This window comes from Sphingobium sp. PNB, assembly GCF_019873065.1.
GTDB classification, from domain to species: Bacteria; Pseudomonadota; Alphaproteobacteria; order Sphingomonadales; family Sphingomonadaceae; genus Sphingobium; species Sphingobium fuliginis.
Genome location: NZ_JAINEZ010000029.1, coordinates 21,968 through 34,776, shown reverse-complemented (window position 1 = coordinate 34,776; position 12,809 = coordinate 21,968). Strand labels below are relative to the sequence as shown.

Sequence of the window (12,809 nt, the reverse complement as noted above, 5' to 3'; positions counted from 1 at the left end):
TCTGTCGCCCGGCCGTCGCCCAATCTCACTTCCGCTTTCAGGCGTGTCCAGGTAGCTCGTGAACGGCTAGAATTGGCGCTCTGCTGCCCGGCGGCTTATCGCAAGGGGAGGAGACGCAGCGGAGCAGTGAAAGATGCTCCGCTGCATCCTTCTTATCACGATGGGCTGATTGTTGGACGATCCGTCGTCGCCATGAACACCGTCCAACTGGTTAGGCCATCCTTGAACCCCTGGTCCGAGCAGGTCGATCGGGCGTGGACTCCAAATCCGTCTGGACCAATACGACGCGCGGGCAGCATGATGTGAATGTGGCTGGCATTTGCAGAGCCCGCACGAAAAGGCATGTGCAACACCAGCAAAGCGGCAAGCTGCAACTCGCGAACAAAGTAGCCCATCACCCATTCGCGAACCTGCTCCCAACCGGTGTGGACCGGGCGGTCTACCGGAAGATCGACCGTATATTGCACATAGGCATTACGTTCGATGAGCGGCTGCGTCGCATCATAGCGCGTAAGCAGGTAATCGAGGTCCGCATATTCGCCGGCCGCTGTTGCAGGCAGCAGCAGGTCATGGCGAGCAGCTGAGTGACCGGCAGGCTGGAGCTTCGCCAGGACCGCAGTCTTGATCCCGCATTTCGGCCCATTTTCCCGCCAGAAGTACCGGGCGTACCGGAATCCGGGGTGATCGCTCGCATCGGCGATATAACGGGACAGTGCTTCGGGTTCAGGCTTCGCCACAACCTTCGTTTTGGTCTTCGTGCTCATGCCTCGACCTCCATTCGCACGTCCCAAGGGCAGGCGGTGGCCAGCCCCGCTTCGCGCTGGCGGGCGCTGGCAAAAGGTGGATGATCAGTAAGTAGGAGACCATATTGACTGGCTCTCACATAGGGACTTCCATTATCGACACAAGGAACAAACCAGAGCTCTCCGTCGGCCGACCAGCCGCGATAATGGCTGAGCCACGAGCTGCGGCTGTGCATGCAGATGTCGAAGGAAAGCTGATAGGCATCGAAACGCAGCAGCAGGATATCCAGGCCGTGCCGAGAGCAGGCATCTGCCGCCAGATCCCAGCCCAGTGGCCGGAACTGCGACGTGCCCATGACGAGCAGGTTCCGTTCCATCAGCAGAATTCCGCCTTCCGCGCCGGATAGCCTGTGGTGCGGCTCGAAATCGATCAATCCGCCGATCTGATATGCGACGGCCAGCATCCGGCGGCGCAGCGCATCGCGGACAAGCGGAGGGGTTTGCGCGCCCCCTGCAGGGCGCGACATGATGGACATGTTCATTGATGTGTACCTTGTTTTCGGGGGCATGGTCGCCGAGCCGGACCACGCCTTTTCCCAATTTCATTTCACTGCGCTCAGCTGTCTGAGCTACCTGTCTTTTTAATGATGCCGGCCGGAGGCGCGCACTCGCTGTCCGTCAACACTCTTGAAGGCGGCGCTGTCCGTGGCCGACCGATGGGCGTGAGGCGAATTCGCGGCCCAGGCTCATATGAGGTGGCCTCCCGCCATAGCCTTCCACCTGATACCGCCGACCAGCAGGCCGAGGTCGCGGGTCTCATCATCGCTGAAGGGCACCTGTTCGTTCGGGGTCATCCGCTTCCTGCTGAGGTCGAAGCAGCGCGGATCCAGATCACGGTCAGCCGGATCGGGAATCAGCCAGTTCGGGCCGTCAAAGCCAGCAGCCCACAGGCGCAGGCCCCGAAACACATGAGTCTCGCCGGCGCGGCAAAGGATAGCGGAGATTCGATAGTCGGCCCCCAGCCCGATCCACGCGGGCTCCACCAGCAGGAGGTCCAACCGCGTTTCGCGCGATGCCGTGAGAAGCCGGCCGAGCGACACATTCCTGCGCCAATGGGCGAGAACGAGGTCAGAATTTCGACAGTAGAAATATCCAGCAAGCACGGGAGGCAAGATGTTGGGGCATGGCTCTGTCTGCCAGCCTGCGATGGTAGCGAGGGCGACCGCTCCATCCTTTGCCAGCGTCTCGCGTTGCCGGTCTTCTTCGTTGATGTAGATCATGCAGTTGGTACTCGCTTGTCGGCACCGGACGGCTGCGATCCCGGCGCTCGGGAGATGTCTTTCACTTTTCAGCGACAGCCACTTCCCTCATCCAAGCTTCCCATGGGTTAGCGCTGCTCATCGCCCGATGGCAGCCAGGCCGTCGATACCGGCGCCGTCCGGTGCTTACTGCTCCTCCGAAATGGTCAGGCGCTCGACCCGTTTGAGGCCGCTGGCCGCCACGGGTCCCCAGTCGACTTCAGGATAGGCGATCCGCGCAATCGCCGCGTTCAATGTCCTGAGCCCAGCGCCGCTACCATATTTGCGCCCCACGCTCGGGGCGAAGGAGTGGCCGGTCAGGAGATCGGATATCTCTTCCTTTGTCCTGTCATCGTCGCGAAGGAAGCGTTTGAGGCTGTGCCGGAAGGAATGAAAAACGAACTCCGAATCGGCGATCCCGAAGGATCGCAGCCGCCGATTGAGCTTCTGCGAGAGGGCGGTGTAGCGCTTTGAATATTTAGTGTTGGCGGACATGTTGTCGAACAGCCACTCGGCATCGCGATCTTTCTGATGTTCGACAAATTTCAGGAAACCGGCTTTCACGATCAAGGGGTGAAGCGGGATTTTCCGCAGGCTGGTTTTGGTCTTGACCCCCTTCTGGATTCCGCCGGTTCGGGCAATCTCCTGCCGTTTGGCCTTACGATCGCGTTCGATCGCGATGAACCAGACGCCGCCTTCACACCGAACATTATAAGGGCGCAGCTGTGCCAGTTCCTCACCACGACAGCCTGTGAAGGGCGCGAGCAGGAAGAACCAGAAGATCGTGTCGTCATCGACATCCGGATCGACAAGCGTAGGCTGGCTGAAGATGAGTTGCAGCTGATCTTCATCGAAGGGGAGGCGGTCGTCGCCCATGTCATCGTCTGCCTGGATGGATACCTTCAGGCTGGGATCACTCTCGATCCATTCGTTATCGACAGCGTGAGCCAGGACGCTTTTCAAGGCCTGCAGAGCCTTCTTGGCGGATTTCGGCGAGACAAGGGGCAGTCCCTGTTCGGCTGCAAGCGCAATCTGGTCGCGCAATGGCAGTCTGCGGATGTTCGGAGCTGGCCGCGTCGGCCGGGACAGCAGCGCGGTGCTGAATTCCTTCACTATCGAGCGACTTATCAACTGGACCGGCATGTCGCCGAACAGGTCGATGAACTGGTTGATCGCCGTGGCGAACTCGTCCTTCGATTTTTCCCTTGCCTTCGACGCCACCCGCCAGTCCGCGAACACCTCGGAAACGGGGTTGCCCTTGCCAGTCAATCCGGCAGAAGGAGCCGGTGGGCTGGAAGGCACCGGCAAATCGGCTTTGGCGGGATCTGTGAGCGGCGACAGAGCATCCATCAAGCCGTCCGGCCAATGTCCGAAGCGATGCTTCGCAAGGCGATGGAGGAAATGCTTCGCTACAGCATTGTAGCGGGCCGTGCCGACCTTGAAATCCTCTCCGGCATGATGGGAGATGGCAAGTAGCGGAATTTCAATATGCGCCCAGCCTTCCTGTGCAAGCAGCCGACGAGCGAGTTGCTGGTGAATGAAACCGTCAGTCGCGCCGCGACCCTCGAAAAGTTTCGCCTGCAGGGCGAAACGATCCCGTTCCGCGTCGGTCACCAAGACGGGAACGGTGGGAGGCAAATCATCTTCGTCTGTGGAGATTGCCGAGATACGGAAGTGGCGTTCAGCGGCCTGTGCATGTTCGACGCCCCAAGACGACCGGACGTGAAGGGCGAGGATGTTGAGGAGCGCGACCATCACCGCGTCCGGCGAGCCATTGCGATCTACCATCTTCGCGATTGCCGCATCGACGAGCGCTTCTGCTGCCATCGACTCTTGCCTTGCAAGCTCATCGTCGAGGCGCTTCACCTCAGCTTTGTAGAAGGCGGTCCATTCGGCGCGCTTGATGGCGGCGACCTGCGGATCGCTGGTCTCAAGCGAATGCTGCCACGATGTCTTGCCGACAGCAGCGCGGTGGCGTGCAGGCACGTCCATCCGAAAATATTCAAACCGGGATTTCGCCTTGCGATGGGAATGCGTCATGCGGCGCCTCATTTCGTACCACCCTTTCGTACCACCGGGCAGTGAATGAAGCGTTGATTTCAGGCGTCTTCCGCACAACTCCGCCATTTCAGGCGTGAGTGGTGACCCCTACGGGAATCGAACCCGTGTTTCAGCCGTGAAAGGGCCGCGTCCTAGACCGCTAGACGAAGGGGCCACATGCAGGTCCGCTTGGGCGTCGCTGCGAAGCGAGGCGGGCATTAGGCGGTGGCTCCGGAACGGTCAACCCCCTTTTCGTCATGAAAAGAGCGCGGGGCGAAAATTTGCCGATCCGCTTCTCAATCGGCCCAGGCGGCATCCTCCAGATGCAGTTCGGCGGCAGGACGGGGGCCCCAATCGTCGATCTTCGCGCGGCCCGCTATCCACAGGCGCCGGTCGCGCGGCGCGCCGAGAATGGCCTGGCCCAGATCGGATTCCGCCTGGCGGAAGGCGATGGTCTTGATCGACCGGCCATCGTCGCCCGCCATGATCGCGCGCAAATGGCCGTTGCCGACGACATCGGCCTTGACCACCCGCATCGGGCCGGAGGCGATGAGCGGCGCAGGCCACCCCGCCCCATAGGGACCGCCGGCGTCGATGGCGGCAACAAAATCCGGATTGACCCCAGCAGGCGCCAGCACGGCGTCGATCAGCAGCGCCCGGTCGTCCCGCGCCCTGGCGACCGCGTTGGCAAGCCGTTCGTCGAGGAAGTCGGCCAGCGCATCCACCTTGTCCGCCGCGACCGTCAGGCCCGCCGCCATGGCATGACCACCACCCGCGACCAGCAGGCCGCTATCCTTCGCCGCCAGGATCGCCGCGCCCAGATCGACGCCGGAGATGGAGCGGCCCGACCCCTTGCCGACGCCTTCCTCATCCAGGGCGACGACGATGGCAGGGCGTCCCGCCTTCTCCTTGATGCGCCCGGCGACGATGCCGATCACGCCGGGATGCCAACCCGCGCCCGACACCAGCGCCACCGCCCGATTGCCCTGCGCCGCGAGCAGTTCCTCCGCCTCCGCCTGCACCGCCGCCTCTATGGCGCGGCGTTCCTCATTGAGCCGGTCCAGCTCCTGCGCGATCTTCGCCGCTTCCGCCGGATCTTCGGTGATCAGCAGCCGCACCCCCAGATCCGCCTTGCCCACGCGCCCGCCCGCATTGATGCGCGGGCCAAGCGCGAAGCCCAGATCGTGGCACAGCGGCGCCCGCGTCAGGCGGCTGGCGTCGATCAGGGCGGAAAGGCCGATATTGCGCCGCTTCGCCATGATCTTCAGCCCCTGCGCGACGAACGCGCGGTTGAGGCCCTTCAGTTGCGCCACATCCGCCACCGTGCCCAGCGCGACGATGTCGAGCAGCTCCATCAAGGGCGGCTCGGCACGCCGGTCGAACCAGCCGCGTCTGCGCAGCACGCGGATCAATGCCGCACCGAGCAGGAAGGCCACGCCCACGGCCGCCAGATGACCGTGCGCCGCAGCTTCCTCCGCTTCGTCCAGGCGGTTGGGGTTCACCAGCGCCAGCGCTTCGGGCAGGGCGGCGGCGCATTTATGATGGTCGACCACCACGACATCGACTCCTGCCGCCTTCGCCATGGCGAGCGCCTCGAACGCCTGCGCGCCGCAGTCCACCGTGACGATCAGCGTCGCCCCCTCGCCCGCCAGCCGCACCAGCGCCTCGCCGGAGGGGCCGTATCCCTCCATCAGCCGATCGGGAATATAGGGCCGCGCCGCCAGCCCCAGATCGCGCAGCAGGCGTATCAGCAGCGCCGCGCTGGTCGCGCCGTCGACATCATAATCGCCGAAGATGCGCACATCCTCCCCGCGCACCACCGCATCGGCCAGCCGTTCGGTGGCGGCGTCCATGTCTCGGAACAGGCTGGGGTCGGGCATGAAATGGCGGATGGTGGGGTTGCGGTGCGCCTCCACCGCCTCACGCGGGCAACCGCGCGCCAGCAGCAATTGCGTGACCAGATCGTCGGGCCGATAACCGGGGTCGCGCCCGTCGCCATTGCCCCCGCGCCACCGCCAGGGCTGGCCAAGGATAGAGCGGGTGATGTTGAGCGCGATGGTCATGCCGCCGGTCTAGACCGGTTGGGATTCGGAGGGAAGCACCTGCCTTCATGACGCAGGCGGAACCGAAGCAACCGCTTGCGCGTATTGGCTGTTCGCGCCCTGCACGGGCGAAGGACAAAAGGGGCAAAGCGGGTTTCCATGGGTTCAAGGCAGAAGCGGGTCCGGCGAGCCTTGGGTCTGATGATGATGGCGGCCTCTCCCCTCCCTCTGATGGCGCAGACGCCTTCGCCGCAACAGCAGGAAGAACCGATCCTGCCCGACAGCGAGTTCGAGGCGCGCCTGCCCAAGACGGGGGAAACGCCAACGGGCACCGGCGCGCCGCTGCCCTCCATAGACCAGTGGATCGACCAGCAGATGCCCGAAGCCGGCGCGGCGCAACAACTGCCGCCAGCGGTCGAGCCGCAGGAGGAGCGTGAACTGGCCCAGCCGCTGCCGCCGCTCGACAGCGTGCAGGTGCCGACGCAGGTCGCGACTGACGGCAACCCCGATGAAAAGACCCAGGCGGTGCGTTATTCGGTGGCGTTGGAGGGCTTCGGCAAGACCGGGCTGGAGCCGGCGTTCCGCGATTCCTCCGCCCTGATCGACGGCGGCGGCAAGGCCGACACGGCGGCAATGGTGCAGGCCCGGGCCCATGAGGATGAGGCGCTCGCCATAAGGCTGCTCTATGCTGAGGGCTATTATGACGCGACCGCGCTCGCATCGCTCGACCAGACGGGCGACGGGGCATTGAAGGCCGTCCTCTCGGTCACGCCGGGCAAGCGCTACAGGATCGGGGACATCGTCATCAACGCCGGGCCGACCGTGCCGCCCGGCCTGATCCGCGACAGCCTGCCGCTCAAGACCGGCGACTATATCGTCGCGGCGGCGGTCGAGGGGGCGGAGGCCAATGTCGGCGTCAAGCTGCCGGAAAATGGCTATCCCTTCGCGAAGGTCGGGCAGCGGGACATATTGCTCGACCCCGCGACGGTGACGGGAGACTATACCCTGCCGGTGGAGACGGGCCCGCGCGGATCGTTCCGGGGGATCACCACCACGGGCGAGAAGCAGGCCTTCGGCGCCGATCATATGAAGGTCATCAGCCGCTTCCGGCCGGGCGAGCTTTACGACAGCCGCAAGGTCGACGACCTTCGCCGGGCGCTGGTGGCGACGGGGCTGTTCTCCAGCATCTCGGTCGATCCGGTCAGGACCAGCGAGCCGGGACCGGACGGCACCGAATATGTCGACCTGGAAGTCGCGCAGGAGGCCGGCAGGCCGCGCACGCTGGCGGGTGAGCTGGGCTATGGCACCGGCCAGGGCTTCCGCGCGGAGGGAACATGGACCCACCGCAACCTCTTCCCGCCCGAAGGCGCGCTGATCGCCAGCGTGATCGCCGGAACGCAGGAACAGGGCGCATCGGGCACCTTCCGCCGATCCAATGCGGGCAAGCGCGACAAGACCTTCCAGACCGGCATCACGCTCAATCACCAGAATTACGACGCCTATGAAGCCTATACGGCGGGTCTCAACATCGGCTGGTCGCGGCAGTCGACGCCGATCTTCCAGAAGCGCTGGACCTACAGCTATGGCGCGGAAGTGCTGCTGACCAACGAACAGGTGGTGGTCGATCCGGCGACGGCGGACAAGACGCGGCGGACCTATTTCATCGGCGGCCTGCCGGTGCAACTCGGCTATGACCGATCCAACGACCTGCTGAACCCGACCAGGGGTTTCCGCGCCAATCTGCGCGCGGAACCGGAAGGATCGTTGCAGGGCAGCTTCTCCCCCTATCTGCGCGCGACATTCGACCTCACCGGCTATTATCCCTTGTCGGACAGCCTGGTGATCGCCGCTCGCACGCGGGTCGGCACGATCAGCGGGGTGAAGCGCGACGATGTGGCGCCCTCACGACGGATCTATGCCGGCGGGGGCGGATCGGTACGCGGCTATGGCTATCAGGAACTGGGGCCGAAGGACGCGAACAACGATCCCATCGGCGGCCGGTCCGTCAATGAATTCGCGGTCGAGGGCCGCTACCGCTTCGGGGACTATGGCGTGGTCGCCTTCGTCGATGCGGGCCAGGTCTATGAAAGTTCCATGCCGCAATTTTCCGACATCCGGTACGGCGTGGGCGTCGGCGGCCGCTTCTACACCAATTTCGGTCCCTTCCGCGCCGACATAGCCATGCCGATCAACCGGCAGCCGGGCGAATCCAAATTCGCGCTCTATATCGGCATCGGACAGGCATTCTGATGGCTGAGGAAACCGCCACCGTCGTCGTCAGGCGTCCCCTCTGGCAGAAGATCGTCCTGTGGGTCATCGGGCTGGTCGTCGCCCTGATCGTGCTGGTCGCCGGGCTGCTGCTGTTCCTGAACACCCAGCCGGGCAAGAAATTCCTGATCCGACAGATCGCCGCGCTGAAGCTGGAATCCGGCATGGGCATATCGGTCGGCCGGATCGAAGGGTCGATCTACAGCGACATGGTGATCCACGATCTGGTGCTGCGCGATCCCAAGGGGCCGTTCGCCGCCTCCCCGCGCGTCCATGTGGTATGGAGCCCGTTCCGCTACATCGACAACCATATTTCGGTGCGGCTGCTGGAAAGCCCGCTGGTGGTGCTGGCGCGCAGCCCGCAGTTCAACGTGACGAAAAGCGATCCCAATGCGCCGATCCTGCCCGACCTCGACATCGACGTCGATCGGCTGAAAATCGCGAGGTTCCTCGTCGCCAGGCCGGTGATCGGCCAGAAGCGGGAGATCGCCATCGACGGCGTGACCCATATCGCGGACGGCCGCGCCATATTGTCGGCCAATGCGGTGGTGGATAGCGGCGACCGCTTGCAGGCAAATCTGGACGCCGTGCCCGCGCAGAACCGCCTGTCCATGAAGGGCACGCTGACCGCGCCGAAGGGCGGCGTCATCGCGGCGATGAGCGGCCTGACCGACGGCTTCACCGCGACGCTGGACGGCCGGGGCACGTGGCAGGCGTGGAACGGGCGGCTGGTCGCGACGTCCGGCAAGGGCGAGTTGGCGAATATCGCGCTCGCCGCTCGCGACGGCAATTTCACCGCCAGGGGCCCGCTGCGGCCCGGGCTGGTCTTTGCCGGGACCGTCGACCGGCTGACGACGCCGTCGGTTGACGTCGACCTGTTCGCGGGCCTGAACGAGCGGCGGGTGAACCTCAAAGGCTCGCTGAAATCCCCCGCCCTGTCCGCCACCGCGCAGGGTCTGGTCGACCTTGGCCAAAGCCGGTTCAGCGCGCTCAGGATCGACGCCGCCCTGCTCACCCCCGGCGCGATCATGGAGAAGGTGAAGGGCCGCGACGTGCGCGCTTCGGTGATCCTCGACGGGCCGATGGCGACGCCCTTCATCGACTATGACATCACGGCGAAGCATATCGCCTTCGACGCCACGGGGATCGAAAATCTGAAGGCCGGCGGGCGCGCCGTGATCGACGCCGACCGCATCCGCATTCCGGTAAGCGCCACCGCCAGCCGCGTCACCGGCCTCAATGCCGCGGCGGGCGGCCTGCTCAACAATCTGCGGGTGAAGGGCGACTTCGCCTATGCCGCGGGCAAGCTCATCAGCGACAATCTGAAGATCGACAGCGACCGGGTGGACGCCACCGCCATCGTGCTGGCCGACATGGAAAACGCCATCTATCGCGGCGCGCTCAAGGGCCGGGTCAACGACTACAGGATCGACGGCGTCGGCATCGTCAATCTCAACACCGATGTGAAGCTGGTGCCGGGGCCCCGGGGCGGCTTCGGCCTGTCCGGCCGTTTCGGCGTCCGCACGGCCCGTTGGGAGAACGCCTCCGTCCGCGATTTCCTGGGCGGCAATGCCGTCGCCTCCGGCAGCATCGGCATGACGCCGGAGGGGAAGTTCACCCTTACCGGCCTGAAAGGCGCGGCGCCCAATTTCCGGATCCACAGCGGTTCGGGCAGCTATGATACCGACGGCCGGATCGCCTTCGACGCCAGGGCGACGTCCAACCAATATGGCTCGCTGGCGCTGACCGTGCGCGGCACGATGGAGCGGCCCAATGCCGTGCTCCGCGCCGCCCGGCCCAATGTCGGCGTGCAGCTTTACGACGTGGTGGCGAAGCTGAATGGCGAAGGGGCGGGCTATCGGCTCGAAGCCACGGGCGGGTCCGCCTATGGCCCCTTCTTCGCCAATGTGCTGATCCGCACTGCCAGCGGGCCGCTCACCATCGACATAGCCAGGGCGCGTTTCGCCGGCATCGACATGAACGGCCGCGTGCAGCAGAGCGCCGCCGGTCCCTTCACCGGGCAACTTGCCATGAACGGTTCCGGCATCACCGGCGCGGTCCGGCTGATGGCGGTGGGCAAGGCGCAGGGCGCGCAGTTGAGCGCCACCGCCAGCAATGCGAAACTGCCGGGCGAAGCGGATGTGGTGATCGGCCGGGCGCTGATCACGGCGAACATGGTGCTGACCGAACAGCCGCAGATCAACGCCGACGTGCAGATGGCGAACGCCGCCTATGGCGACTATATCGTGCGCAAGGCGCGCGGCCGGATCGACTATCGCGGCGGACGCGGCCGGGCGCAGTTGGTCGCTGACGGATCGACCGGCGTGCCCTTCTCCATCGCCATGAACGCCGCGTTGCGCCCGACGCTCTACGCCGTCGCGCTGGAGGGACGGGCGAGCAACATCCCCTTCCGCTTCGCCCGGCCTGCCATCATCCGGATCGAGAAGGAAGGCTATCGCCTCGAACCCTCAACGCTGGTGCTGCCGCAGGGCCGGGTCGACCTGGCGGGGCGCTTCGGCCAGCAGACGGCGATGCAGGCGCGGTTCAAGGATTTCGACCTCGCCATCGTCAACATGGCCTCACCGGGATTGGGAATTGGCGGGAAAGCGACCGGCACGCTGGATTTCGCGCAGAATGGCACCGCCTTCCCCACCGCGACCACGCGCCTCGCGATCAACGACTTCCGCCGCTCCAGCCTGACCGCCGTGTCCGATCCGGTGTCGATGGCAATCGAGGGCAAGCTGTCGAACGCAGGCGGCGACATGCGCGGCCTCATCCGGCGCGGCAATGCGACGCTGGGCCGTTTCGTCGCGACGCTGGCGCCGCCGGGACCCGGGGCGAGTTGGGCGCAGCAATTGCAATCCGCGCCCTTGGGCGGCGGCATCCGCTATGCCGGACCGGCCGATGTGCTGTTTTCCTTCGCCGGGCTGGCCGACCAGCAATTGACGGGGCCGATCGCCATAGCGGCGGATTTCGGGGGGCGGCTGACTGCCCCGCGTCTCAACGGGCTGGTCCGCGCCAATGCCCTGACCTATGAGAATGAGACCTTCGGCACGCGCGTCACGCAGATGCGGCTGGATGGGCGCTTCACCAATGACCGGCTCGACCTGCGCGACTTTTCCGGGCGGGCAGGCGAAGGCACGGTGCAGGCCAGCGGCACGGTGGGGCTGGCGGCGGAGAGCGGCTATCCGATGAACATAGCCGTGAAGCTGAACCGCGCCCGCCTCGCCCGCAGCGAAGCGATCACCAGCGTGGTCAGCGGCACGCTGGCCATCACCAACAGCCCGGCCAATGGCGGCCTGATCAAGGGCGATCTTTCGCTTCCGGAAACGCGCTACCGCGTCGCCTGGCAGGGGGGCAGCGACATCCGCCAGTTGACGGGCGTGCGCCGCAAGGGCGAAGGGACCGACCTGCTCGACCAGCGCCTTGCGGCACGACAGGCGGCCGCCAAGCCCACCCCATGGAAGCTGGACGTGCGCGTTCGCGCCGATAACGAAATCTATGTGACCGGCATGGGCCTCGATTCCGAATGGAAGACGAACATGCGCGTCACCGGCACCGCGAACGATCCGCGCGTGGTTGGCAAGATCGAGGTGATACGCGGCCGCTACAGCTTCTCGGGCCATCAGTTCGATCTGGAGCAGGGCATCATCACCTTCAACGGACCGATGATGAATCCCACGCTGGCGATCCGCGCCGAAACCCGGATCGACGATGTGACGGCAGGCATAGCCGTGGGCGGCACGGCGCAACGGCCCGACATCGCCTTCGTTTCCACGCCGACGCTGCCGCAGGACGAGATATTGGCGCGCATCCTGTTCGGGGACAATGTGGCGAACCTGTCGGCCACCCAGGCGATCCAGTTGGCGGCGGCGCTCAACGGTCTGCGTGGGGGCGGAGGCGGGCTCAATCCCATGGGCAAGCTGCAAAATGCGTCGGGCGTCGACCGGATCGGCATCGTCGGCGGCGACGAGGCGACGGGGCGCGGCACTTCCCTCGCCGTCGGGCAGCATATCTCCAACAACATCTATGTGGAGGTGATCACCGATCCCAAGGGTTTCACCGCCACCCAGCTCGAAATCTCCCTGTCCAAGACGCTCAGCCTTTTGTCGAAGACCGGCACCAATGCGGGTTCTTCAGCCAATCTGCGCTATTCGAAGGATTATTGACGCCATCGGCAGTCGGATGGAAATGTCCGGGGGCGAGTTCAAGGGGCGACTTTGCTGGATGCTTGCGGGCGGGAAACCGGGTCTGAATGCAGGGCGAGATTCCTGAGATTCACTACGCTCCTGAAGGCAGGAGCCCAGGTCTCTCTCTCATCTATCACGGCAGCGTCTGGCTTGGGTTCTTATGAGGCACTTGTCTGTTTCGAGGAACCTTTGCAGGGGCGCGGAGTGTTGGACGGCAGCATGACCAAT

7 protein-coding genes and 1 tRNA gene are annotated in these 12,809 nt (G+C 64.9%); 2 read left to right on the top strand and 6 right to left on the bottom strand.

Features of this window, described 5'->3' with window-relative positions:
- Positions 1-155: 155 nt before the first annotated feature.
- The 6 genes from K7W03_RS11820 to recJ all read right to left on the bottom strand — a co-directional run bounded on the left by K7W03_RS11820 (position 156) and on the right by recJ (position 6,144).
- Complete coding sequence (locus K7W03_RS11820) at positions 156-764, bottom strand: MobA/MobL family protein (RefSeq protein WP_222886395.1); 609 nt, start codon at positions 762-764, stop codon at positions 156-158.
- Complete coding sequence (locus K7W03_RS11815) at positions 761-1,312, bottom strand: hypothetical protein (protein ID WP_226870084.1); 552 nt, start codon at positions 1,310-1,312, stop codon at positions 761-763. The genes K7W03_RS11820 and K7W03_RS11815 overlap by 4 nt, the downstream gene beginning before the upstream one ends.
- Positions 1,313-1,489: 177 nt before the next feature.
- Positions 1,490-2,023, bottom strand: a complete 534-nt coding sequence (locus tag K7W03_RS11810) for a hypothetical protein (RefSeq protein WP_222886394.1) — start codon at positions 2,021-2,023, stop codon at positions 1,490-1,492.
- Between the two features lie 165 nt (positions 2,024-2,188).
- Positions 2,189-4,081 carry a site-specific integrase gene (locus tag K7W03_RS11805; protein WP_222886393.1) on the bottom strand — a complete coding sequence of 631 codons (1,893 nt, stop codon included), beginning with the start codon at positions 4,079-4,081 and terminating at the stop codon, positions 2,189-2,191.
- A 99-nt stretch (positions 4,082-4,180) separates the two neighbouring features.
- Positions 4,181-4,256: transfer RNA gene (locus K7W03_RS11800), tRNA-Glu, on the bottom strand.
- Positions 4,257-4,377: 121 nt separating this feature from the next.
- On the bottom strand, positions 4,378-6,144 hold the full coding sequence (gene recJ / locus K7W03_RS11795; RefSeq protein WP_222886392.1) for a single-stranded-DNA-specific exonuclease RecJ: 1,767 nt from the start codon (positions 6,142-6,144) through the stop codon (positions 4,378-4,380).
- Positions 6,145-6,282: 138 nt separating this feature from the next.
- On the opposite strand from recJ, the gene K7W03_RS11790 reads away from it, so the two are divergent.
- Entirely contained in the window at positions 6,283-8,373 is a 2,091-nt protein-coding gene (locus K7W03_RS11790) for an autotransporter assembly complex protein TamA (RefSeq protein WP_222886391.1), read from the top strand.
- On the top strand, positions 8,373-12,560 hold the full coding sequence (locus tag K7W03_RS11785) for a translocation/assembly module TamB domain-containing protein (RefSeq protein ID WP_222886390.1): 4,188 nt from the start codon (positions 8,373-8,375) through the stop codon (positions 12,558-12,560). The genes K7W03_RS11790 and K7W03_RS11785 overlap by 1 nt, the downstream gene beginning before the upstream one ends.
- Positions 12,561-12,809 lie beyond the last annotated feature (249 nt).